The 24,856-nt window shown below is 44.6% G+C and carries 24 protein-coding genes and 1 riboswitch; of the genes, 17 read left to right on the top strand and 7 right to left on the bottom strand.

The annotated features are described in order from the left end of the window. Positions 1-197: 197 nt before the first annotated feature. Positions 198-1,772, top strand: a complete 1,575-nt coding sequence (locus AS034_RS03105; RefSeq protein WP_058297501.1) for a cation:proton antiporter — start codon at positions 198-200, stop codon at positions 1,770-1,772. A 20-nt stretch (positions 1,773-1,792) separates the two neighbouring features. Here AS034_RS03105 and AS034_RS03100 read toward each other — a convergent pair whose 3' ends face one another. Then, entirely contained in the window at positions 1,793-2,929 is a 1,137-nt protein-coding gene (locus AS034_RS03100; RefSeq protein WP_058297500.1) for a toxic anion resistance protein, read from the bottom strand. 14 nt (positions 2,930-2,943) lie between these two features. Then, the gene (locus tag AS034_RS03095) at positions 2,944-3,573 is read right to left on the bottom strand and encodes a 5-bromo-4-chloroindolyl phosphate hydrolysis family protein (RefSeq protein ID WP_058297499.1); all 630 of its coding nucleotides are present in this window, start codon (positions 3,571-3,573) and stop codon (positions 2,944-2,946) included. Between the two features lie 247 nt (positions 3,574-3,820). Between AS034_RS03095 and AS034_RS03090 the strand changes: the two genes are divergently transcribed. Continuing rightward, positions 3,821-4,996, top strand: a complete 1,176-nt coding sequence (locus AS034_RS03090; protein ID WP_058297498.1) for a D-alanyl-D-alanine carboxypeptidase family protein — start codon at positions 3,821-3,823, stop codon at positions 4,994-4,996. Between the two features lie 374 nt (positions 4,997-5,370). On the opposite strand, the gene AS034_RS03085 is transcribed toward AS034_RS03090, so the two are convergent. Further along, positions 5,371-5,820 (bottom strand): cupredoxin domain-containing protein, encoded by a 450-nt coding sequence (locus AS034_RS03085; RefSeq protein ID WP_058297497.1) that lies wholly within the window; start codon positions 5,818-5,820, stop codon positions 5,371-5,373. Between the two features lie 166 nt (positions 5,821-5,986). On the opposite strand from AS034_RS03085, the gene AS034_RS03080 reads away from it, so the two are divergent. The 6 genes from AS034_RS03080 to recQ all read left to right on the top strand — a co-directional run bounded on the left by AS034_RS03080 (position 5,987) and on the right by recQ (position 11,463). Beyond that, positions 5,987-6,334, top strand: coding sequence for a DUF1033 family protein (locus AS034_RS03080; RefSeq protein ID WP_058297496.1), 348 nt, complete (start codon positions 5,987-5,989; stop codon positions 6,332-6,334). Between the two features lie 292 nt (positions 6,335-6,626). Then, positions 6,627-6,758: a YuzL family protein gene (locus AS034_RS22645; RefSeq protein WP_141687655.1), complete on the top strand. Its 132-nt coding sequence runs from the start codon at positions 6,627-6,629 to the stop codon at positions 6,756-6,758. A 216-nt stretch (positions 6,759-6,974) separates the two neighbouring features. Continuing rightward, positions 6,975-7,190: a cold-inducible protein YdjO-related protein gene (locus AS034_RS03075; RefSeq protein ID WP_032088111.1), complete on the top strand. Its 216-nt coding sequence runs from the start codon at positions 6,975-6,977 to the stop codon at positions 7,188-7,190. Positions 7,191-7,299: 109 nt separating this feature from the next. Continuing rightward, a complete protein-coding gene (locus AS034_RS22640) occupies positions 7,300-7,461 on the top strand; it encodes a hypothetical protein (protein WP_156416135.1) in 162 nt (53 codons plus the stop codon). 121 nt (positions 7,462-7,582) lie between these two features. Beyond that, positions 7,583-9,196: an amidohydrolase gene (locus AS034_RS03070; RefSeq protein ID WP_141687654.1), complete on the top strand. Its 1,614-nt coding sequence runs from the start codon at positions 7,583-7,585 to the stop codon at positions 9,194-9,196. A 131-nt stretch (positions 9,197-9,327) separates the two neighbouring features. Then, entirely contained in the window at positions 9,328-11,463 is a 2,136-nt protein-coding gene (recQ, locus tag AS034_RS03065; RefSeq protein ID WP_058297495.1) for a DNA helicase RecQ, read from the top strand. A 448-nt stretch (positions 11,464-11,911) separates the two neighbouring features. Here the strand turns inward: recQ and AS034_RS03060 are convergent, their stop codons facing one another. Next, a complete protein-coding gene (locus AS034_RS03060) occupies positions 11,912-13,513 on the bottom strand; it encodes an ABC-F family ATP-binding cassette domain-containing protein (RefSeq protein ID WP_058297494.1) in 1,602 nt (533 codons plus the stop codon). A gap of 212 nt (positions 13,514-13,725) precedes the next feature. On the opposite strand from AS034_RS03060, the gene AS034_RS03055 reads away from it, so the two are divergent. Continuing rightward, positions 13,726-14,151 carry a DUF4395 domain-containing protein gene (locus tag AS034_RS03055; protein ID WP_058297493.1) on the top strand — a complete coding sequence of 142 codons (426 nt, stop codon included), beginning with the start codon at positions 13,726-13,728 and terminating at the stop codon, positions 14,149-14,151. Positions 14,152-14,204: 53 nt separating this feature from the next. On the opposite strand, the gene AS034_RS03050 is transcribed toward AS034_RS03055, so the two are convergent. Next, positions 14,205-14,939 (bottom strand): ZIP family metal transporter, encoded by a 735-nt coding sequence (locus AS034_RS03050; RefSeq protein ID WP_231938001.1) that lies wholly within the window; start codon positions 14,937-14,939, stop codon positions 14,205-14,207. Between the two features lie 153 nt (positions 14,940-15,092). Here AS034_RS03050 and AS034_RS03045 point away from each other — a divergent pair, with 153 nt between their 5' ends. The 4 genes from AS034_RS03045 (at position 15,093) to AS034_RS03030 (ending at position 18,650) form a co-directional block, all read left to right on the top strand. Beyond that, entirely contained in the window at positions 15,093-15,632 is a 540-nt protein-coding gene (locus AS034_RS03045) for a YhcN/YlaJ family sporulation lipoprotein (RefSeq protein WP_058297492.1), read from the top strand. Between the two features lie 137 nt (positions 15,633-15,769). Further along, a complete protein-coding gene (locus AS034_RS03040) occupies positions 15,770-16,981 on the top strand; it encodes an MFS transporter (protein WP_032088405.1) in 1,212 nt (403 codons plus the stop codon). A 150-nt stretch (positions 16,982-17,131) separates the two neighbouring features. After that, positions 17,132-17,992: a CvfB family protein gene (locus AS034_RS03035; protein WP_032088116.1), complete on the top strand. Its 861-nt coding sequence runs from the start codon at positions 17,132-17,134 to the stop codon at positions 17,990-17,992. A gap of 112 nt (positions 17,993-18,104) precedes the next feature. Beyond that, positions 18,105-18,650, top strand: a complete 546-nt coding sequence (locus tag AS034_RS03030) for a GNAT family N-acetyltransferase (protein ID WP_058297491.1) — start codon at positions 18,105-18,107, stop codon at positions 18,648-18,650. Between the two features lie 87 nt (positions 18,651-18,737). Here the strand turns inward: AS034_RS03030 and AS034_RS22635 are convergent, their stop codons facing one another. Together AS034_RS22635 and msrA are read right to left on the bottom strand one after the other, a co-directional pair. Further along, on the bottom strand, positions 18,738-18,890 hold the full coding sequence (locus AS034_RS22635) for a hypothetical protein (RefSeq protein WP_156416134.1): 153 nt from the start codon (positions 18,888-18,890) through the stop codon (positions 18,738-18,740). Positions 18,891-18,940: 50 nt separating this feature from the next. Further along, complete coding sequence (gene msrA, locus AS034_RS03025; RefSeq protein WP_032088118.1) at positions 18,941-19,471, bottom strand: peptide-methionine (S)-S-oxide reductase MsrA; 531 nt, start codon at positions 19,469-19,471, stop codon at positions 18,941-18,943. 170 nt (positions 19,472-19,641) lie between these two features. Further along, positions 19,642-19,835, top strand: a riboswitch (cobalamin riboswitch). Between the two features lie 155 nt (positions 19,836-19,990). Between msrA and AS034_RS03020 the strand changes: the two genes are divergently transcribed. From AS034_RS03020 to AS034_RS03005, 4 genes are all read left to right on the top strand, one after another. Then, positions 19,991-20,929, top strand: coding sequence for an ABC transporter substrate-binding protein (locus tag AS034_RS03020; protein ID WP_058297490.1), 939 nt, complete (start codon positions 19,991-19,993; stop codon positions 20,927-20,929). After that, positions 20,892-21,944 (top strand): FecCD family ABC transporter permease, encoded by a 1,053-nt coding sequence (locus AS034_RS03015; RefSeq protein ID WP_058297489.1) that lies wholly within the window; start codon positions 20,892-20,894, stop codon positions 21,942-21,944. Before AS034_RS03020 ends, AS034_RS03015 begins: the two co-directional genes overlap by 38 nt. A gap of 1 nt (position 21,945) precedes the next feature. Further along, positions 21,946-23,415 carry a heme ABC transporter ATP-binding protein gene (locus AS034_RS03010; RefSeq protein ID WP_058297488.1) on the top strand — a complete coding sequence of 490 codons (1,470 nt, stop codon included), beginning with the start codon at positions 21,946-21,948 and terminating at the stop codon, positions 23,413-23,415. Positions 23,416-23,744: 329 nt separating this feature from the next. Then, the gene (locus AS034_RS03005; protein WP_058297487.1) at positions 23,745-24,695 is read left to right on the top strand and encodes an LCP family protein; all 951 of its coding nucleotides are present in this window, start codon (positions 23,745-23,747) and stop codon (positions 24,693-24,695) included. The last annotated feature ends 161 nt before the right edge of the window (positions 24,696-24,856 follow it).

The following is a 24,856-nucleotide window of genomic DNA, read 5'->3' as shown; positions in this document are numbered from 1 at the left end:
GGTGCGTGGAAGCTTTTCCATGACAGGGGCAAAATCCTCAATGGCGAATTGGCTTCTGCCATTAAGCATAAACCTTTGAAAAACCTTTGAAGCAGCAAGAGGCTGCCAGTGACCAAAGCTGAAATAAGGTTTAGATTTTCCCAGAAAGGCAATTAATGTACCATAAGAGAATGATGGTATTTATTGGAGGGGACGTCATGGAAGAAATCGATTTTCATCATATATTCGAATTGGGCCTGATAATGGTTATGATTGCGGCAGGTATCACCGCATTCGCAAAAAAGCTGAAGCAGCCTTATCCGATTGCACTGGTCATTATAGGTGCATTGATCGGGCTATTTAATATTCCAGTATTGGAACCCCTTAAAGATTTCATTACGGAAGGGGAGGTTTTCAACTTTGTCATCATCACCCTTTTCCTTCCTGCATTACTTGGGGAGGCAGCTTTAAAGCTGCCTTATTCTCAATTGAATTCAAATAAGGAGCCTGTAATGGCATTGGCCTTCGGCGGAACGTTTCTATCCTTCTTGATCATCGGGTTCTCAGCGTATTATTTCTTTGACCTTCCTGTACCGGCGGCATTCGTCTTCGGTGCGTTGATGAGTGCGACTGATCCTGTCAGTGTCCTTTCCATCTTTAAAAGTGTCGGGGTAAAGAAGAGGCTCGCTGTCGTCATTGAAGGGGAGAGCTTATTCAATGACGGGCTGGCCGTGGTATTATTTAATATTTCCGCGTTCTATTTACTCACATACATAGACGCTGGCTGGGCTGGGCTAGGCAGCGGGTTATGGGAATTCATACGGGTGGTATCGCTGGGAGTCATCATCGGGGGTTCACTAGGATATGCATTTTCCGTCCTTACAAAATACTTCGATGATTATCCGCTAGAAATCATATTCAGTATCATTCTTTTCTACGGATCCTTCCTGATGGCAGAAAGTGTTCATGCATCAGGGGTCATTGCCGTCGTGATCGCTGCCCTGATTTTCGGAAACTACGGCGGGAAAATCGGTATGAGCCCGACGACAAAATTGAACATCAGCAGTTTCTGGGACGTCGCTGCATTACTGGCGAATTCACTTGTTTTCCTGATGGTCGGCCTCGAAATCACCAGGATCGATCTTGTTGATAAATGGCCGCTGATTTTTGCCGCGATTGGAATCGTCCTGGTTGCGAGGAGTATCGCTGTGTATACTAGTCTGTCGCTGATCAATAATTTTCCGCACAACTGGAAGCATATCTTGAATTGGGGCGGATTGAAGGGTTCCCTCTCAGTCGCTCTCGTCCTCAGTCTGCCTAGGGACTTCCCGGCAAGGGAGGACGTACTGATCCTTGCATTCAGTGTCGTGCTTTTCAGCCTGGTCGTACAGGGGTTGACCATAAAGCCGCTGATTTCGTTGATGGGTGTAAAAGCCGAAGGGGGAGAACATGGTGAATTCCAGGAGCTGTTATCCCATGTTCATCGTTATGAAACGGCCATATCTGAGATTCACAGAGTGAAACAGAAACTCTATATCACCGACCCGGTTTCTGAAGAAATGATGGAAATGTACAAAAAAAGAATTGATATCATAAGGGCACAGTTGAATGAACTGTATGAAACATATCCGGAATTAAAGAAAAAACAACTATCAACATTAAGAAAGCATGCCCTTTATGCCGAATACGATGCAATTGCGAAACTTGAAAAAGAAGAGATCATATCAAGTACCCTTGCAGAAAAGCAGTATGATGCGATTACCGATGAGATTGTCAATAGTGAAGAAAAATAAGAGGCGCCCGCGGGCACCTCTTATTTTTTGATTTCCATCAGCTTTTGTTTTAACTCCTGTTCCATCACGGCCATATCCTGTTCTGCCTGGAGGCGCTTCTGGCGTCCTTCGGCCTGGATGGTCAATGTCTCTTCGATTGTGGCGATTAAATTTTCCTGGGTTTTCTTGAGGGTTTCCACATCGATGATGCCCCGTTCATTTTCTCTAGCGGTTTCGATACTGTTAGTTTTCAGCATTTCCGAGTTCTTCAACAGAAGATCATTGGTGGTCTGGGAAACCTGCTTCTGGGCCGTCACCGCTTTTTGCTGATTTAAAAGGGTGAGGGCGATCGCAATTTGATTCTTCCAGAGCGGGATCGCAGTAAGGATGGACGCCTGGATCTTTTCCGCAAGAGCCTGATTGGTATTCTGGATCAAACGGATTTGCGGAGCGGATTGAATCGTCATCTGCCTGCTCAGTTTAAGGTCGTGGATCCTCTTGTCGAGGCGGTCCAGGAACTGCATCGTATCGTTCACTTCCTGGAAAATCAATTCGTCACCCGATTCCTCTGCTTTTCTCCTAAGCGAAGGAAGGAGGGTGTTCTGAATCTCATCCCGTTTGATTTCCGCTGCGGCGATGTAAATATTCAGTGCCTGAAAATAATCCTTATTCTTATCATAAAGTGTTTCGAGCAGCCTGTTGTCATCGAGCAATGTCTTTTGAGAATGTTCCAGTCTTACAGAGATGCGGTCGATCTGGGATCCGATCTTCTGATATTTAGAGAGTACCTCCTGGATCGAAGAGGATACTTTCCGGAACAATTTTTTGAAGATCCCTTTTTGCTTTGAATTCAGTTCATCAGGATTCATCTGCTCCAATTTTTTCATAAGGTCGCTCAATACATCCCCGATCGGCCCGATATCCCTCTTCTGCACATGCTCAAGCATGGAATGGGAGAAGCTCGACAGCTGGTTTTGTGCTGCTGTCCCATATTTCAGTATAGCCTCGTAGTCCTTGTAATCGATCTGCTCTGCAAGTTGTTTGGCCTTGGCCTGCTGTTCTTTCGGCAGACGGTCCAATAAAGCAGGCGCAGTTTCGGATTTTCTTTCCTGTTCATCAGAGAAGGGGTTGGAAAGGAGCTGATCCAGCTCGTTAAGCTCTTGACGTTGTTCCATCATAAAACCTCCATCATCTATTTTAAATCTTTATTTTGTGTTAGATGTTTATTAGCGAAAGTCAATTCCATTTTCAAATGATCCATATCATCTGCCACCACCATCTGCAGATCCTTCTCCAGGGAGTCAATCAGTTCATCCAGGGTGGATCGGGTCTGCTGGAGGGAAAGGAACGTCTCCTGGCTTTTGCCCGGTTGTGAAGCAAGGAATGTATATTTCTCTGTCAGTTCAACAACTGAATCCAGGTTATAGTAGAAAAAGGATTCAGCCGAGTAATAACGCTTGGGGTCCTTTGACACCAATTGAAAGATTCTCCTAGTCAGCCGGTTGATCTCCAGGATCTGCTTGAAAGCACCAAGCGACCGCACTTTAAGCTGCTGTTTTTGGAGCCGTTTGACTTTTTCCTTCGCTTCTTTTAAATTCTTGCCGATGTATCGATATTCCTTTCTCGTCAAACCTTTTTTGTTAAGCCAAACGCTCCGCTGAATTTCCTTTATGGTAAAAAAGGATGCGATTCCGGTCGCGGTCCCTGCAAGCAGAGTGAGTGGGAATCCGATATCAAATGCAAGTAAATACACCGCAAAACTAGTTGTGCCGATTGTAATGGAGACAACACTTCTTAAGAGAAAGTGCAAAAAAGTATTCATTTCATCTACCCCTTAATAGAATGCTTACCTTTTATACGTGGAAGTGACTGAAAAAGTTTCATGCAGTTACTATTATTGTACCAGAAGAGGGAGCTGCGGGCATACTTCCCAGGATGTATAAAGTCACTTATTTTGTAAGGAATTGACATCATTCTTTCATTTATATAACAAATCGGGGATTTGTGATTAAAGTATCATTTTTTTGATAAAATGGTTTAGTAGATTGACGGGACAGGTGTGTGAAGATATGAAAAAAACGTTATTGCTGATGACCATCATGCTCTTCTGGGGATTTTCGACTATGGCATCGGCACAAGTGAATACAGTAAAAAAGCCTGATGCACTCTTTAGTAAATCGGCTGTATTGATAGATTCAGAAACGGGGAGCATCCTTTACTCCAAGGATGCCCATAAGAAAATGAACCCTGCCAGTATTACGAAGATCGCTACAGCTATATATGCGATTGAAAACAGCAGCCTTGATGAAACAGTCACAGTCAGTGAAATAGCAGCCGGGACGGAAGGATCCACTGTCTATCTGCTGCCCGGAGAGAAGATATCCATGCATCAGCTGCTTCAGGGGTTGATGGTCAACTCGGGGAATGATGCTGCCGTCGCGATCGCGGAGCATACGGTGGGATCGGTGGAAGAATTCACAGAGAAGCTGAATCAATTCCTGAAGGATGAAGTCGGGGTGAAGGATACACACTTCGTGAATCCCCACGGGCTTTATGATAAGGATCATTATACGACGGCCTACGATATGGCCAAGATCACAAGCTATGCAACGAAAAACGATGCATTCAGGGCACTCTTTGATATCGAATCACTTGAATGGTCCTCTGAAGGATGGAATACCACCCTGTATAACCACCATAAAATGGTCAAGGGAGAAATGCCTTATCCCGAAGTGATAGGCGGGAAGAACGGATTTGTACCCGAAGCCAATCATACCCTTGTGACTTCTGCTGAAAATGATGGTGTATCGGTTGTCGCCGTGACGATGGATGCGCAGAGTAAAAGAGCTATATATGCGGATACCCGGGCACTCCTTGATTACGGTTTAAATCAGTTTACGCGGACGTATGTTTCGAAGGACAGTGACTTTCAAACAGAAAACGGCTCATACAAGTTGCAATCAGATTTCTATTACACGAAGCCGTTCAACCAATCTGTGAATGAAGTGGTCGATAAAAACGGAATGTTGACGATATTTAACGAAGACAATGAAGAGATTGCTTCCACCAAGCTCCAGCCTGTTAACCACTCTGATAAAAAGCAGCAGGTTCTGGCATCGAACAGTCACTCCGCCGGACATAGTGAATGGGAGTATTCATCTTTTTTCTATCCAGTATTTCTTTATATGATTATTCTAGTGATAGCAGGTATATCAATGATGAGATTAAGGGAGCGGGAATATTAGACTTGGCTGGTTCTTAATACCGCTAATGATTTCCGTACAAGACTACGCTTTCCGAGGATAGACCTTGAGCCTCCTATCGCTGGATCAGCGGGGAGGACCTGTCCAGCTGCAGGGGGTAGAGGCACATGTCATAAGCCAAACCGTCCAAGAAGGCAAAGAGCGCCTTCCAGGCCGGTTCGTCTTATGCCACACGCATCTGGGCAAAGCCCTTCCGCTCTTCTGTTAGGAGTCTTCGTCTTGCACTCCAATCAACCGCTAGTTCATGCTATAATCCAAATTTCACTGTCATTAAATAATATATAAAACCCGAACCAAATTGCCTCATATAACGCAATTTGGTTCGGGTTTTTTTCTATTTCTCAAATACTCTTCTTTTAATCCACAATGATATACCCGATCATCGGGCCGCTTTGTTCCATCGTTGTGTGGGTTTCACAAATGATGCGGTAGGTGCCTTCTTTGGAGAATGTGACATCGACAACGGTTTCTTTGCCTTTTTCAACCGTGCCTTTGATGTTTGTCCCTTCAATATGGAATGGGTGAGCTTTGCCGTTTACCCCATGGATCCGGAGCTGTATGCGTTTATCCTTTTCCACGACGATTGTACCGGGATCCCAGCGGTACGACTCGATTTCCCGGCCATCGGCTGTCTTCGACTTGAATTCCCCGGTCACCAATTCGAATGTCTGCACATGGGCAGAATCCAATGAAACCGTCGGATAAGAATTCTGTGATTTATAAGCCCAAATGGATCCCAGACTGATAATTAAGAGGGTGAAAAAGATAACGATAAGGGATGATTTCTTCAATACTAAAAACTTCAAGTTTTCTCTTCCTCCTTTTTAAATATATAGAACAGCCATTATTTTATTGTTATGCATGAAAGGGAGAGAACTTGTCTATTTAATATGGAGGAGTTACGAAACGATTTTCTTGATTTTCGTTATTAGTAATGTAAAATAGTTTGGGAAGAATAAGGAGGGTGAAGCATTGGAGCCAATAAGGAAAGTGATACTTACCAGAAGCGATGCGGAACCATGGTGGTTTTTTGAAGACTGGCAAAAGGATATCGTCCAAACATGGGAATATGTAGAGGAATCGGCGGCCGTTGAAAAATATAAAACTGAAATCTCAAGGCTGAGAAATATATTCCCCAATGTAAAAACCAAGAATTATCAATCAATTGCATTCTGGAATCCCGAAGAACTGGAATTCTGTGAAGCATGTGACGATGATGCGCAGATCTATCACGGCATCATTTTGTTTGAAGACGAACAGCCTATGGAAATCGATGAAGAAATGATGGAAGAAATAAAAGGGTTATTGGCTGGCGGCTAAAAGGAATGCAGATGATTACTGCATTCTTTTTTCATTTAGGCTCTTTTCGCACACTTTGTTGCTTTGCACACTAGAAAATACCGGAACTTGGGTATTTTCGGTTTGTTAGTCCGTCTGTTGTTTAAACTTAGGTTCGAAAAGAGCACGTCCACAAGCCACATTAGACTGCAAGCCAATTTACGAAAAGCAACAATCTTTTAGAAAACAGCCTTGATTTGAAGAGTGGGAAGTCATTTGATCTTTACATAAAAAGGAAGGTATTTGGGGAGCATAAGAAACGGAGGTGATGGAAATGAGCAAAAGGAAAGAAGACCCATCAAAAGCAATGTTAGGTTCATCCCAGACAGAAGGGCAGGGAACGACGAAAAGGGAATTGCCCGGCGGTTCCCCGGCGGATTCTTCGCGGTCGAAGAAGAAAAAGTGACCCAGTCTTCACGGGTACCGTTCTAGTCCATAGGTCAGCTGTATATATTAATATGTAAGCAAGTATGATATAATGGAATTAATCGCAGAATGAAACCTACACAATAACCGGCTTTTCATTATATACCCACATCATTTTTTCTTAAGCTACATTACCACAAATCAGTTTTTTCGTGCCCGGCATGGAAATCCTGCTTATCTTAAAGGAGGACATTCAATGGCTTTTGGTCGTCGAAATCAAGTAGAAGAAGAAATAAAAACTGAGGAAACGGAAATTTGGGCCTGTTCTTCCGCTGATTGCAAAGGGTGGATGAGGGATAACTTCAAGAGCGAAGATACACCTAAATGCCCGCTCTGCAACGCTGATATGGAGAAATCGACTAAAGTACTGCAGGTCGTGGATAATCCCCACCCAACGATGAAATCGTCCTGATCGAGCAAAGAATCAATCATTTGATTGGTTCTTTTTTTTGTTTATTTTAAAACGCTTTTTTTGTTCCTGAATAGTATGTAGTGTACTATGCGTAAAAGGAGGGAGCACCATGTCCGGTAAAAACAAAAAGGAAAAAGAAGTGCCGACGATGCCAGAGAAGGATGAACATTCAATATGGGACAGCTTTTGGAAGCTTGAGAGACCTGAAGCTGAAGCAAGACCAGAAGCTGATGAACAGAAGACAGAAGAAACCACGTTCAGGTGGTTCTGATTTTTTTAGGACTGCAGAGGAGATCATCGCCTCTGCAGTTTTTATTTGCTTCATGCAATTTCTGCTATGTTTATAAATGCTCTCTTATTGGTAGAAATAACTATAGAAGAACGAAGGAGGAATGTTGGAATTGATCATTGATAACGTACGCCTATATGATGGACAGGATTTCAAACGAGAAGGCGGGATCCATCATGTGGTCATTGAAGAAGGAAAAATAAGAAATATCCGGAAAGGCAGAACGAAGGAAAAGGGCTCGCATGTCGTAGACGGCAAGGAAAGGGTCATGACACCGGCATTCCATGACTCGCATATGCATTTCCTGCGCTACGGCTTGATGAAGAGGGAATTAGATCTGAGGCATGTTACGGGCTGGGAACAGATGAAGGAGGAAGTGCGCTCACATTATCCTCAAATGGAAGACGGTGACTGGGTTGTGGGAAGAGGATTGGATGATAGCTCATTCACTGACCGGGAATCTCTCCTTCAGGCAAAGGACCTCGATGAACTGCATCTGCATACATATATGTTCTTTCTGCATCAGGACGGGCATGAATGTGTTGTCAATCATAAAGTAATGGATCTACTGGAGCAGGAAGAAGAGTTTTCTGACATCCCGGACGATTTTAAGGAAAAGGACGATGAAGGAAACTGGACAGGGCGCTTCAAAGATACGGCAGTTCATTATATCAAACATCATTTTCGAAGCAGGAGCACTCAAGATGCAATAGATGCACTGAATGACGGTATCCCCCATCTTCTCAAAAATGGGATCACCACTATCCACACCGAAGATTTGAACTTCATCGGTTCATTCGACAGGCTGTGGAGTGCCTATACTTCTTTGGAAAAGGATGGAAAGCTTCCGATCAGGGCTTATCTGCATCACTATATTTTTAAGAAGAAGCATTTGGAAGACTATCTGGAATCTCATCCATTCCGTACCGGTGAAGGCACAGATAAAGTGAAAGTGGGAGCGGTGAAGGTGTTCCTTGATGGGACACAAAGGCTTCATACTTCTGCCATGAGAATCCCGTATAAAGATAAAAAAGATACGGCAGGGAATGCAGTTTATTCACAGCAGGAACTGAATGATATTGTATCGCTTGCAGGCCAGAACGGCATGCAGGTAGCAGTGCACGCCATAGGGGACAGGGCGGTGGAACAGGCAATCACCGCGTTTGAGCAGCCTGAGGCGAATACAGAAACCCTTCGTCACAGGATCATCCATGCCCAAACTCTTGGTCAAGATCTTTTATACCGGTTAGAGAAGCTTCACACTGTCATTGAGACTCAGCCTTCATTCCTCCTCAGTGAGTGGGATAAGAAAGAAAAGTGGGTAGGGGAGGAGCTGGCGCCTTATTGTGATGCGTTCAAGAGTATGCTCAATCACAATGTTCCGATTACGCTCAGTTCCGATTTGCCCATAGGGTCGCTTAATCCTTTTGAAGGGATCTTCGCAGCAGTGAATCGGACTGACTTTGAAGGTAATCCCGAAGGCGGCTGGCAGCCCCAGGAAAAGCTTACCGTCGACGAAGCTTTTATTGGTTATACCTCGACACCGACACTCATTGAATTAAACGAAGAGCATAATCATGGCAGGCTGACTATCGGAGAGAGGGCGGATTTCCTGCTCATCGACCGCCACCCTCTGGAAGTCCCTGAAAATGAGCTTCACCATATTCAAGTTGTGGAGACATGGGCTGAAGGTGAAAAATTTTACAGCAAAAACTGAAAATAATCGGTTAGACGGCGATCCGGGGAGTGGATGTTTCCCCTGGATCGTTTTGTTTTTGTGTATAAGTTGGCACAATGAAAAATGTAGATTACAATAAAGAAAGCAAAATGAAAGGAGGCTGAAAGTGATTGGAAAATGCTCATGAAATACTCAAACAATACTTTGGGTACTCAGAATTCAGAAAAGGTCAAGACGAAATCATATCCAACGTCTTATCAGGCAAGAATACAGCCGGTATCATGCCAACCGGCGGAGGGAAATCAATTTGTTATCAAGTTCCCTCATTGCTGCTTGAGGGCGTCACCCTTGTCATTTCTCCTTTGATTTCTTTAATGAAAGACCAGGTCGATTCGCTGACATTCCAAGGTATACCTGCCACATACATAAACAGCACACTCAGTGCAGCCGAAGTGGAAGAGCGGATGGAAGAACTCTCATACGGAGAATACAAACTGCTGTATATAGCACCTGAACGGCTGGAATCCCCGCAATTTATCCGCTATCTCAATTCATTGGAGATACCGCTGGTCGCTGTGGATGAAGCTCACTGCTTATCTCAATGGGGACATGATTTCAGGCCTAGCTATATGGGAATCTATGATGCAGTGAATCAACTATCTTCACACCCTGTCATATTGGCTTTGACCGCCACGGCAACCCCTCAAGTTCAACGTGATATCCTCAACCATCTGCATATCCCCTCAGAAAACAAGGTATTGACTGGTTTTCAGCGAAACAATCTTTTCTTTAATGTGTTAAAAGGTGAGGACAGGAAACGCTGGATCGGTCAATATGTCGGGAGGAACAGCCAGCAGTCAGGGATCATCTATTGCGCAACCCGCAAGGAAGTTGAAAATGTGCATGATTACTTGGTGAAAAAGGGAGTGCCGGCAGGGAAATATCACGGCGGACTGTCCGATTCGCTCAGGCTCGAACAGCAGGAATCGTTTTTAAATGACTCCATCATGGTAATGGTCGCCACGAATGCATTCGGGATGGGGATCAACAAATCAAATGTAAGATACGTCGTTCATTATCAAATCCCGAAAAATATGGAAGCGTACTATCAGGAAGCCGGCCGTGCCGGGCGGGACGGAGTGGAAAGCGAATGCATCCTGCTCTTTTCCCCGCAGGACATCCAGACCCAGCGGTACATCATCGATCAGAACGTGATGAGTCCGGAACTTCATCATAATGAATTGCAGAAACTGAGGGACATGGTGGATTTTGTGCATACTGAAACCTGCCTTCAGAATTATATCCTTTCTTATTTTGGGGAAGAGTCTGAGGGTGAATGCGGTCACTGCAGCAACTGTCTGGATGATAGGGAGTCGGAGGATGTCACGGTCAAAGCCCAGATGGTGCTTTCATGCATGATCCGGATGAACGAACGTTTCGGCACCTCCATGATCAGCGGCGTGCTGACCGGCTCTAAGGGAAAGAAAATCCTTGATTTCAGATTCGATAAGCTGTCGACATACGGGTTGCTGAAGGGAGAGTCGCAAAAGGAAGTCGGCCTCTTCATTGACTACTTGATTTCAGAACGCATCATCGATGTAGAGGGAGGAAGCTATCCGGTACTTAAAGTCTCAAGTAAAGGACGGGAAGTTTTAATAGGGGAAAGGAAGGTTACACGCAAGAAACAGGTCGCCCCTGCCCCAGTCTTATCGAATGAAGACGAATTATTCCAGGTCCTGAGGGATTTGAGAAAAGCCATTGCAAAAGAGGAAGGGGTTCCTCCGTTTGTCATCTTTTCAGACAAAACGCTGCATGATATGTGCCTGAAGCAGCCTTCTGATGAAGCTGGGTTCCTCAATGTCAGCGGAGTCGGAGAAAGTAAACTCGAACGCTACGGTGAATTATTCATGAAAGAAATCGAATCCTTCTTAAATGACAATCAAGGCTATACCCGTAAGATTGAAGAAGAACCGGCTGAATCCCCAACACCAAGGGGGAAGGGACAATCAGACGACCCATCCCATTTGGTCACGTTCAAAATGTTCAGCGAAGATAAGGATATTAAAGAAATTGCTTCAGCTCGGGGAATGAGTACGGCAACGATCGAAAATCATATTATCCGCTCCTACGAAGAAGGGCTTTTGGATGATTGGAGCCGCTTTTTTACCGATGAAGAAGAGTCAATGATCGAATCAGCTGTTAACAAAACAGGGGAAAAACCCCTGAAGCCGATAAAAGAGGAACTGCCCGACGAAATATCCTATTTTCAGATAAAGGGATATCTTGCTAAAAAGAGATTGCATTAGAAAGTGTCTTAAATAAGTAAAACCCGAACTAATTTGGATATTAGTTCGGGTTTTTAGTTTGAAAATACATTTAGATATTATCTCTTACCAGCGGTTGATTGGAGTGCAAGACGCAGACTCCTATCAGAAATGCGGAAGGGCTTTGCTCAGAGGTGTGTGGCATAAGACGAATCGGTCACGAAGGCGTTCTTTGCCTTCTTGGCCGGTTTGGCTTATGACATGTTCCTCTAAGCCCTGGAGCTGGACAGTTCCTCTCCCCGTTAATAAGAATAGGAGGCTCACAAGCTACCCGCGGAAAGCGGAGTCCTGCACGGAAATCATTAGCGTTGTTTATAGTTCACTCTAAAAAGCTGTTCGCTGTTAGATCCAACCATCAAAAAAACCAATCAGGGAAGCTGCCCTGATTGGTTTTTTGCAATCCAGCATAAAATATATGAAGGATAGTGATTTACGCTTTTTGAGATGCTTTCAGTTCAAGGAATTCATCATAAGTCGTCTGCTTATCAATGATTCCGCCATCCTTGATTTCAATGATGCGGTTTGCAATCGTCTGAATGAACTGATGGTCATGGGAAGCAAAGATCATGGCACCCTTAAACGCAATCAGTCCATTATTTAATGCTGTGATGGACTCAAGATCCAAGTGGTTGGTAGGCTCATCCAATAACAGGACGTTTGAGCCGCTCAGCATCATCTTGGAAAGCATGCAGCGGACTTTTTCCCCACCTGAAAGAACGCTCGGCTTCTTCAGCACTTCTTCACCGGAGAACAACATGCGTCCCAGGAATCCGCGGAGGAACGTCTCACTTTCATCTTCTGGGGAATACTGGCGCAGCCAGTCTACCAATGTAGGCTCAGATCCCTCAAAGTACTCCGTGTTATCTTTAGGGAAATAAGCCTGAGAGGTAGTTACACCCCATTTAAACGATCCGCTGTCAGGCTCCATTTCGCCTGCAAGGATTTTGAAGAGGGTCGTCTTTGCAATTTCATCAGCGCCTACAAGAGCGATCTTATCCTCTTTGTTCATGATGAAGCTGACGTTATCCAAGACCTTGACTCCGTCGATCGTTTTCGTCAACCCTTCGACTCTTAATACGTCGTTCCCGATTTCACGCTCGGGCTTGAACTGAACATAAGGGTAACGGCGTGAACTTGGCTTGATATCATCAAGTGAGATTTTATCCAAGAGTTTTTTACGTGAGGTCGCCTGCTTCGATTTGGAAGCATTGGCTGAGAATCTCGCAACGAAAGCCTGGAGCTCCTTGATTTTTTCTTCTTTCTTTTTATTCTGATCCTGAGCCATTTTCAGAGCGAGCTGGCTGGACTCATACCAGAAATCATAGTTACCGACATAAATCTGGAGCTTTCCAAAATCAAGGTCGGCAATGTGCGTACATACCTTATTCAAGAAATGACGGTCATGGGATACAACGATGACCGTATTTTCAAAGTTGATCAAGAATTCTTCAAGCCACTGGATTGCCTGGATATCCAAGTGGTTGGTAGGCTCATCAAGAAGCAGGACATCGGGTTTTCCGAATAATGCCTGTGCAAGAAGAACTTTTACTTTATCTCCACCTGTAAGCTCGGACATCTGCTTTGCATGCAGATCTTCCCCGATACCAAGGCCTTTTAACAGGATGGCGGCTTCCGATTCTGCTTCCCATCCGTTCAATTCAGCGAACTCGCCTTCCAATTCAGCGGCTCTCATGCCATCTTCATCAGAGAAATCTTCTTTCATATAAATAGCGTCTTTTTCCTGCATCACTTCATAAAGACGGGTATGTCCCATTATGACGACTTTCAATACTTCATATTCTTCATATTCAAAGTGATCCTGCTTCAAAACAGCGAGGCGCTCACCAGGAGACATGGAAACATTCCCTGTCTGCGCTTCGATATCCCCGGAAAGGATTTTGAGGAAAGTTGATTTACCCGCGCCGTTCGCACCGATCAATCCATAACAATTACCCGGGGTAAATTTTATATTCACGTCTTCGAATAACTTGCGGTCTCCGAAACGTAAGCTAACATCTGATACTTGAATCATTCATACTACCTCCCAATACTCAATCTAAAAGATTATAACATGCGTACGGGTCAAAAAGATAGCGTTTAAGGGAATGAAGTCAACCCGGTCCACAGTAACGGGAAGCTCGCTTTTTAAAATGGGCGGTGATTGACAACTTTTTATTTTGATAAATGAGATCAATTGGAGTACACTATAAATACATAAATTCCAATCAGAAAGGTATGAATTAAATGAATGCACCCCATTCGATACCCAAACCTTTAGTCGATAGCAATCAAATCTTCATTATAATAACTGTCTTAATCTCGTGGATCACAAAGGAGCCTTGGATCCTGTTCATTCCTTTTTTAGCCGTGTTTTCAGGTGTCTTGTTAAAATATAACCCCGTTATAAAGATAGGGAGATTGTTTCTGAAGAAAGCTCCAGCTGAGTACCGCCAGGAAGATGCCGCCCAGCAGCGATTCAATGCAGGGATTGCATCGGTTTGTCTGGGTGCGGCCCTTATCAGCAGCAGTGCCGGATGGGTGACAGGATACTATCTGTTTTCAGGTATGGTCCTGGCCGCGGCTGCCGTTGCGCTTGCAGGATTCTGTATAGGATGTTTCGTCCGCTACCAATGGCAGCGGTTCCGGTATAAATTGAGAACCGCAAAATGATATACTGTATATTAAATGGCCGGCCCTCTGAGTTTTGAGGGCCGGCCATTCTATTATGAAATATTGGTGAAGATAAAAGAAAGGATGATGCCAAGAGCAGAAACGAACCCGACAATCGGTCCTCCTTCTTCAAATGCTTCCGGCAGCATGGTAGAAGAGACCATCGCGAGTAACCCGCCGGCACCGAATGCACCGATGATATATTCCGTGCTCTCAGGTGCACCCTCCAAAAACACGTATCCCAAGAGAGCGCTCAGTGATGAAACGATCACAACACTCCCCCATAATACCAATATCTTCTTCGTGCTGTAGCTGTCGAGCTTCAACCCGATGCTGCTGGACAATGCTTCGGGGAAATTGCTGATAAAAATGGCGATGATGAACACCCATTGAACCGACTGGCCGCCAAGGAAGCTGATCCCGATAATAATCGATTCCGGGATGGCATCCATCAGTGTCCCTATGTAAATGGCCAGTCCTGAGTGATCGTGCGGATTCTTCTGTGAACGTTTCCGCTGGCTGCCGCCTTTTTTATTGATCCATAATTCGAATAATGTAAAAACAGCCGCACCTGCCAGGAACATGATCGTAATATGCAGGATATTGGCATTCCCGCCAGCTTCACTAAGCAAATCGAAGGTAGCTGATCCAATGATTAGTCCAGTTCCGAAAGCCATGATAAAGGCTGTGATTTTCTTGGGAATTTTAAAATGGATCCCCAATAGGGCTCCCAGAAATAACGATAAACTTGCCACTCCTCCCCAAAGTGCCGCCTGCGCCACATCCATTCCCCCTTGCTGAGTTTTTTCTGCTCCAAATTGATTACTTGTATCATTCCCTATTATCACTTCCCTTTAAACAAGGGAGAAAAATGTATAAGAAATGAGATTGGGGAAATAGTAAGAGGGATGATTCAAAGTAAAATTCAAGGAGGAAACATCATGAAGAAATACATCGTCTTAACGTTAATGGGTGTCATGTTCGCAGGTGCGGCAGCAGGCTGCGGGACCAACAATGATAATATGAACGAGCAGGGCATGAACACTAATTATGACAATGGAGCTCTTGAAAGAGTCGGATATGACCAGAACAGACCAAGGGATTACATGAACGTGAATGATAATAATATGGGTAATACAGTAAATGAAGATTACTCACTTTCAAAAGAAGCTGCAAACAATGTAGCGGACTTGAAAGATGTGGACAGAGCATATGTCATCACAACGGCACGCAACGCGTATGTTGCAGTCACGTTGACGAATGGTGACAAAGGAAACATCAGTAAAAACCTCGAAGACAAGATTGCCGGAAAAGTAAGAAAGGCAGATGCCGGACTGGATAATGTCTACGTATCAGCCAATCCTGATTTTGTTGATCGAATGAAGGGATATGGCGATAAGTTTCAAAATGGAAAACCGATTAAAGGGCTTGGGGAAGAATTAAGCACTACATTCCGCAGAGTATTCCCTGACCGCCAGTAAAAATGACTAAAAAGCCGTCGAGTCGAGACTCGGCGGCTTTTTTAGTCATTTTTCAGGTGGTCAGTGTCTGAACGATTCGGTATACTATTTAGCATACCGAAATAATTAAAGGGGGAGATTCTTTGGCTCAGGCAGCCTTGAAATCAGTACATAAACAAAATGCTACGATATACGGAATTTTATTTGCCATCAGTTCGGGGCATTTTATCAATGATACCTTGCAGGCGGTCGTACCGGCCATGTTCCCGATCATAGAGAAGTCCCTTCAGTTAAGCTATACGCAAATCGGATGGATTGCGTTCTCTTTGAATATGACGTCCTCACTGCTGCAGCCTGTATTTGGTTATTATGCTGATAAGAAATCAAGACCCTATTTACTGCCATTAGGCATGTTTTCCAGTTTGATTGGGCTTGTCGGCTTTGCTTTATCCGGGCATTTCTTGTGGATCATCCTTTCTGTGTTGTTCATCGGCTTTGGTTCCGCGATCTTTCATCCTGAAGGTTCGAGGGTGGCCTATATGGCTGCCGGCCAGAGGAGAGGGCTTGCTCAATCGATTTATCAGGTCGGCGGGAATACGGGACAGTCACTCGCACCCATCATTACAGCCTTTATCTTCGTTCCTTTCGGACAAAAAGGGGCACTGTGGTTCTCGATTGCAGCGATTTTCGGGATTCTCGTTTTATTAAGGGTATCTAAATGGTATTCTGAACGGGTAAAGGAGACTGAATCCATTCAAATTCGCTCGAAGAAAGTTACTCCTTCCAAGCCGTCGCCACTTCACAACAAGATCAAATGGGCGATGGTGCTGGTCGTATTCCTTGTGTTTGCCCGTTCCTGGTATGGTGCAGGTCTGTCCAATTATTATCAATTTTATTTAATAGAAGATTACGGGTTATCCATCAAGAAGGCGCAGGCCTATATTTTCGCTTTCATGTTTGCCGGTGTACTCGGTACGTTCCTTGGAGGCCCGTTAGCTGACAGATTCGGCAAACGGAATATCATTTTCTTTTCGATGCTTGGCGCAGCACCGTTGACACTGGCGCTTCCGTATCTGCCGCTTGAGGTCGTTTTTCCCGTTATTTTCTGCATAGGATTCATCATTTCCTCAAGCTTCAGCGTCATCGTGGTGTATGCTCAGGAGCTGCTGCCTAAAAAGATCGGAATGGTTTCAGGGCTCACGGTCGGCTTTGCATTCGGGATGGGTGCAGTAGGGGCTGTTCTCTTCGGGGGATTAGCGGATCTTTATTCGATAAGGTTCGTCATGATTTTGTGCAGTTTCCTGCCGCTCCTCGGAATGCTGACATTCCTGCTGCCGACGGATGAGATGGTCCGGAAGTTGAATCATTGATCTGTAAATGTTGGTATTTTCGAAATATACTTTTTACTTTTTGCGAAGAATAGACACTATACACATAGAAGAAAAAAAGATATATTAATTCAATACACGTGTAATGAGCGGATTGTTGCTATTACAAAATGAATGGGAGGAATCTGAATAATGTCTTCGCTGAAACCCGGAACGGTTGAAGAACTATATGTCGACCAGGAAGTCCCATACGGCTTCTTTTTAACCAATGATGAGGAGGACCGCGTGCTGCTCCATCATTCAGAAATCACAGATGAAATTCAAGAAGGGGATACTGTCAAAGTATTCCTTTATCACGACAAGGATGTCAGACTGACGTCGACCATGCGCATCCCGAAAGTACAGGTGGGAGCATACGGATGGGCGGAAGTAGTGGATAAACGGGAAGACTTGGGAGTGTTCGTTAATATCGGACTGCCTAAGGATATTCTGGTATCCGCAGACGACCTTCCAAAGTTTCTTTCCCTGTGGCCTGAACCCGGCGATCAACTTTTCTTGTCATTGAACCGCGACAAGCAGGACCGTCTGTACGGGAAGCTTGCCACAGAGAATATTATTGAACAAGTATCGAGAAGAGCTTCAAGGGAAATGCTGAATGCAAAAGTACAGGGGAGGGTATACCGACTGTTGAAAGTGGGTACATTCTTTTTGTCCGAGCAGGGATATCGCTGTTTTGTCCATGAAAATGAACGGAAGCAAGAGCCGAGACTCGGGGAGCTTGTTGAGGGAAGAGTCATCGACGTGAAGGATGACGGAAACCTGAATGCCTCTTTCCTTCCATTAAAACAGGAAAAGATGCAAGATGATGCCGAAGTGATCCTCTCTTACCTTGAGCAGCGCAATGGCGCCATTCCGTTCTGGGACAAAAGCCAGCCGGATGAAATCAAGGAACGCTTCAATATGAGCAAAGCTTCCTTTAAACGGGCGATTGGAAAGCTGATGAAGGAAAACAAGGTTTATCAAGAAGAAGGCTGGACGTACTTGAAAAAATAAAATAAAGACTGAAGAAGAGCGGAGATTGGTTCCGCCCTTCTTTTTTTATATGCAATTAACGCATGCGTTCCTCCAGTATCTATATGTTAGAATGGAGTGGAGGAGGGATTTAATGGAAAATGCATTTGATTATACATTAGAAAAGGCTGGACTTGATGATCTTGATACTGTTTTATACTTACTTAAAGATGCCTCAAAATGGCTGAAAACCAAAGGTCTTCAGCAGTGGGATTATTATTTGACGGATATGGAGGGGAATCTTAAAGAAATCTCTGATTCGATTAAGAAGGGCTCAACTTATTTACTACTTATAGAAAATAGGGCAGTGGGAACTTTGACGTTGGAAAATTCGCCGAATGAATGGGATTGTGAGTTGTGGGGATCTGATGCAGATGAAGACGTGTGTATGTATTTACATCGCTTAGTGGTGGATCGTGAGTGGAGAGGGAAAGGATTGGGTGACATCTGTTTAGATTGGGCTGAATCTTACTGTCAGGAAAATGGATATGAAAAGATAAGGTTTGATTGTCTGCACAGCAATAAAAGACTGAATCAATATTATCAGAGAAGATTTCCATTGAAGGAGACCGTCCATATCCACGGAGTGCACAACAAGTACGAAAAGATAGTTGCAGAACCGAGAAAATCTGGCGATTGATGGCTTTTCTTGGTGGAGGATTTCCCCGGTTCCTTATTCTTAAGTTATACAAAAGGTATCATTCTATTCATCGCGGGCTAAACATCATCATTCATTTTGTTTTATTTCCTCGCCATGTTCAGCATTTTTGTAATTCACTTTGTCTTCATCCGGGTAAGGATCGAAGTAATTGACAGCTTTGCCGGGACCTTCAAAACCTACTACCTGTTCCTTGTCCGATTGATTTTTTTCATCATGCAAAACCCCCTTTCCTTCTTAGTATTTGAGAAAGGGGGTTTTGTCATCCGGGATTATTGCTGCCAGTGGCGGTCGATGAATTCATCCCTGCCTGATACTTCACGGTCCTTTTTATATTCATCAGGATTTTTCTTGTAAAATTTTTGATGATATTCTTCGGCACGATAAAAAGGTGCGGCCGGAAGAATCTTTGTGACGATCGGCTTTTGGAATTTTCCGCTTTCGGCCATTTTCTGTTTGGAAGCCTGGGCTTCTTCTTTTTGTTTATCATTGTGATAAAAGATAGCCGTGCGATACTGATTCCCGCGATCATGGAACTGTCCTCCATCGTCTGTCGGATCGATCTGCGGCCAATAAAGGTCCAATAATTCCTGATAAGAAAATAAGGAAGGATCAAATGTGATCTGGACTACTTCATAATGTCCAGAATCCCCTTTTTTTACGTCTTCATAAGAAGGGTTATCGACATGGCCGCCTGAATAACCCGATTCGACTTCTATGATGCCGGGTAATTCATCAAATGGTTTAACCATGCACCAGAAACATCCTCCGGCAAACGTGGCATGTTGAATTTCTTTCGTCATTCCAAGAACCTCCCGCAGCTTTTTGCTGCTGTAATGTGGTAAAGAAAGTTAAGATTGAACAAATTTTATCACTTCGCATGAGGGTTTGACAATCAAAAAGATGCATCTGTGAAGCAAAAAGATATTTACCGGACGGGGATGCTCCTGTATAATTCATTTGAACGGAAAATTACATAGTTGAATGTTTGGGTGAAGCGGAATAGATTATATTCCATCGCTTCTTAAAAGGGAAGTTGGTGCAATTCCAACGCGGTCCCGCCACTGTGAATGGGAGCAAACTGCAGGAACCACTGTATGAAAATACGGGAAGGTGCAGCAAGCAATGACCATGAGCCAGGAGACCTGCCTGACATCTTAATGACACTGGTACTACGCGGATAGGAAGGTGTAACGTGCATACTTGGATTCAACCTGTTTTTTATATGCATTTTACACAGCATCCCCATACCGGCCGGGGATGTTTTTTTATTTGGAAAGAGTGAAAGCGGTTTTTATTATGACAGAAAGTAGGAGAGAACAATGAAAAGAATCAGTCTATTATTAATGTTAATGCTGTCTGTGTTATTTACGGCTGCCTGCGGGAGCGAGCCTGGTAATCAAAACAGCGGACAGGGTACCGAAGAGAAAGCTGCCGAAGAATCGGTTTCGGTAAAAGACGCCTTAGGGGCTGAAATTACGCTTGAATCAAGACCGGAGAAAATTGTTACGTTAATCCCGAGTAATACGGAAATACTATTCGAACTCGGACTGGGTGAAGAAGTGGTCGGGGTGACCGATTTTGATAACTACCCTGAGGAAGCGGCCGAGAAGGAGAAGATCGGCGGAATTGAATTCAATGTGGAGAAAATCATCAGCCTGGATCCCGATCTGGTGCTTGCGCATGAATCCACGGCGGTAAGCGCAAAAGAAGGACTGGATCAACTGCGTGACGCCGGGATCACTGTCTATGTGGTACGTGATACACAGAAAATCAACGAAGTATATACCATCATTGAGAACATCGGGAAATTGACAAGAACGAAAGGCGATGCGGATAAGCTGGTTGCTTCCATGAAGAAAGACCTTGATGAATTAAAATCAAAGGCCGGGGAAATCAAAGAGAAGAAGAAGGTATATGTAGAGGTGGCACCGGCACCGGATATTTATTCTACCGGGAATAATACATTCATCAATGAAATGCTTGAACTAATCAATGCGGAAAATGCCATGAAAGATCAGGAAGGCTGGATAGCAGTGAACCAGGAAGAAGTCATTTCCGCAAATCCTGATGTCATCATCACGACTTACGGTGATCATGAACAAGTATTGAGCCGAGACGGTTGGCAGGATGTAAATGCAGTGAAAAACGAACAGGTTTATGATGTCAACACGGACCTCGTTACGCGTACCGGCCCGAGATTGGTTGAAGGAGTAGAGGAAATTGCCAAGTCTGTTTATCCGGAGATTTTCAAAGAATAACATATGGGTTGTTTATCTGATTGCGCTGGCCATCCTCATCCTGGCGCTTTTAGCGGGGATATCAATAGGGACTGTAAAGGTTCCGATCATAGATATCATCAAGATCATCAGTGCCGAATGGCTGCCGGGTGTCCCTATTGGGGGTGTCGATCCCATGCATTCAAATATTGTATTTTCCATTCGTTTACCGCGTGTACTGCTAGCTTTACTTGTGGGAGGCTCGCTGGCTGTTGCCGGGGCCTCCTTTCAAGGGCTGCTGCGGAATCCACTCGCTGATCCGTATACCCTTGGAATGTCTTCAGGTGCATCGGTGGGAGCGGTCGTCACCCTCTTTTTTAATATAAGCCTTCCGTTTCTCGGTTTATTCACGCTGCCTGTACTCAGTATCATAGGATCATTGTTCACTGTATTCCTCGTATTGGCGTTCGCAAGGAAGGTCGACCGAACGATGAAGGTGGAAACGATCATACTGACAGGAATCATCTTCAGCTCATTTCTCGGCTCTGTCATTTCCCTCATGATTGCTTTATCAGGGGAAGAGCTGAGGCAGATCATCGGCTGGCTGCTCGGCAGTGTATCAATGAGAGGCTGGGATTATATTTTTATTGTCCTGCCATTTTTTATTCTGGGAACGTTGATTTTGATGTTTAATGCAAAAGAATTGAACGGGATGAGCTTCGGTGAAGAACAGGCCCGTCATATAGGGATTTCCGTTCAGAAGAGAAAATACTTGATTCTGATTGCGGGAAGCACATTGACAGGTGCGGCCGTTGCCGTTTCAGGGACGATCGGATTTGTCGGACTGGTGATCCCTCACTTTATCAGGAGGATCATTGGATACGATCATTCGCATGTGCTGCCGCTCTCCATCATTATTGGCGGGGCATTCCTCGTGGTGGCCGATCTCGTGTCCCGAATGATCATCAGTCCATCCGAATTGCCGATCGGAGTGATCACTGCTTTGATCGGGGCACCGATTTTTGCTTATATTCTGATCAAGAAGAAGGGGGGATAACATGCTTGAAGTCCATCAGATTTCCGTTGGGTATGAGGATGCATCCGTTGTGGAAAACATTGATTTTCATGTAGGCACAGGTGAGTTTTTCGGTATCCTTGGGCCGAATGGCAGCGGGAAAACGACTCTTTTGAAGGCTTTGTCGGGCATCCTTCCTTATACTGCAGGGACCATTCGATTGAACGGGAAACCGTTGAATCATTATTCATCCAAGGAGCTGGCGAAACTTGTAGCCGTGCTTCCCCAGATTACCTCGCACTCCTTTTCCTACAGGGTGAAGGAGACGGTCATGCTGGGTCGTTATCCTCATCAAAATGGGTTATTTAAGTCGGTTTCCCCCCAAGATGAAGAAATCGTTCAGCAGGCATTGAGGCAAACCGGGGTCGAAGCCCTTCAGGACCGGAGGCTGGACGAGCTTTCCGGAGGGGAGAAGCAAAGGGTGTATCTCGCACAGGCGCTTGCACAGGAACCAAAAGTCATCCTGCTCGATGAACCGACCAATCATTTGGATCTTTCCTATCAAAAGAATTTGCTGGAATTATTGAAAAAACAAACAAAAGACCAGGGATTGACCGTAATCTCGATTTTCCATGATTTGAACCTGGCAAGCCTTTATTGCGACCGCCTCATCATGCTGAATAAGGGTGAAACGAAAATAGTCGATCATCCGGAAGAAGTATTAAAGGAAGAACATATAAGGGAAGTATACGCTACAGAAGTACATAAGCAAGCCCATCCACAGGTGGCCAAACCGCAGATCGTCATCCTTCCCGAAGACAATCCGGCAGCGGAAGCAGCTCAGCCGGGGGAGGCTTTCTTGCATGTTACACCTGAAATGATCACCTATCGGTCGCCAGTCCATATGAAGTGTATGTCTTCAGGCGTGACCGGATCCGGATTTGGATGGTATAAAAATGCGGTGAACAGATACGTGTCCCCACATTATGATTGCACCGATTACAGAGAAGATATGATGAATTTTCTAGTGGGAAACGATCTCGATCCATCTTTTACAGTGGGAATGATGACGGCGGTGAATCTCGAAGATGTGGCATATGACTCGTATTTGATGGAAGGACATTCGATCTTTGTCGTCGTGACAGCAGGCGTCGGAAATGCAGTGGATGTGACTGCAGTACATGAGTATCCCCAAGAGCTGAGGCCGGGTACGATCAATACATGGGTTTTCGTTAACGGCAGGCTTTCGGATGAAGCCTTTATCGAGGCGCTGGTCATTTCCACCGAAGCGAAAGTAAAAGCGATGCAGGAGCAGAATGTCGTTGACCACCGAACAGGAACCCTTGCCACGGGAACACCGACGGACAGCATCCTGATCGCATCGACCCACCAGGGGACATCCTACCCCTTTGCCGGAAGCGTGACACCGCTTGGACGGCTGATTGGAAAAGGCGTATTCGAAACGACGAAGAAAGCTATTGAATCGTACAGGAAAAGATCGCGCAAATCATGAAAATGTGCGAATTGTGGGCTGGATCTCTATTTAAGGATAGGGGCCCGGCTTTTTTAGTGGCCAGTGGTTTAATCTTTTTTTGTAAGGGTAATACCTTTTAGGACCAATTAAACGGACTTTCTAAAAGGCGGGGACCATTTTATCCTAGGCTGGAAGCACGAAATTTTAGAGATATATCCTGCCAGTTATGGTAGTATGAACTATATATTCTTGTCCCTTTGGTAATTCATGCATGCTGCTCCATAACCTGAGTATTGAGTTACCGGGGAATGTAGAGTAAAATCTTTCAATAGCTTGCTGCCATTTCATTTAACAAAGAAGGTGGAACAATGGAATCAAGACTCGACCGTAAGAAAACGAAGAAAAAAAGAGGCAGAAAAATAATATTAGTGCTATTATTGATCATTTTTTGTTTAGTGGGTTATTCTGCGTTTCAATTTTATAGAGGCTATCAAATGGCCGATGGTGAACAAAATATGAAGAACTATAAATTCAATGGTGTTAAAGACGAAAACGGAAAGATAAATGTATTGCTGTTGGGCGTTGACAGCAGGGGCGAGGAGAAGTCCCGTACAGATACCATGATGCTCGCTCAAGTCGATCCTAAAACCAATGAAACGAAACTGGTTTCATTTATGCGTGATATTTATGTGGAGATCCCGGGATACCAGAATTATAAGTTGAACACAGCGTTCTATCTCGGAGGCCCTGAATTGCTGCGCAAAACGATAAAGCATAACTTTGATATCGACATCCAGTATTATATGATGGTCGACTTCAAAGGATTTGAACAATCCGTCGATATTCTTGCCCCTGAAGGGATTGAAATGGATGTAGAGAAAGCGATGTCTGAAAACATCGGAGTTTCGCTTCAGCCAGGGGTGCAGAAGCTGCACGGGAAAGAATTATTAGGATACGCAAGATTCCGTCATGATGCAGAAGGTGACTTTGGACGGGTTGAGAGACAGCAAAAAGTCATCACCGCACTTAAAGAAGAGGTACTCAGCGTCGGCGGTGTCACGAAGCTGCCGAAACTTGCCGGTTCCATCCAGCCTTACATTCAGACGAATATGAGCAAACTCGATCAAATATCGCTGGTCAAAGATGTCTTGTTAAGTAACAAGGATGAAATCGACAAGCTGACAATCCCGGTCGAGGGCTCCTATGATTTTGGAAGCTACGAGGGAGTCGGTTCAGTCATCGAATTGGACTTTGATCAAAACATCCAGGCATTGAAGGATTTCCTGAATGGAAAGAGCTCCGATGAAGTGACGGAATAATAATTGAAAAATGGTTAAGAATGCACATCGGACGATTTTGTCTGATGTGCATTTTTTTGTAGGAGAGTGGGGTGATGATTGGGTGCTTGGGCGTTGATTGAGGTGTGGAGGTGTGATTGGCGGGCCTGATTGTGGTGTGCCGCTTCCTTAATGTATATTGA

Source organism: [Bacillus] enclensis (assembly GCF_001456935.1).
In the GTDB taxonomy this organism is placed as follows: Bacteria; Bacillota; Bacilli; order Bacillales; family Bacillaceae_B; genus Rossellomorea; species Rossellomorea enclensis.
Note: the sequence above shows the minus strand (reverse complement) of the source record. Positions and strands in the feature narration are given on the sequence as shown.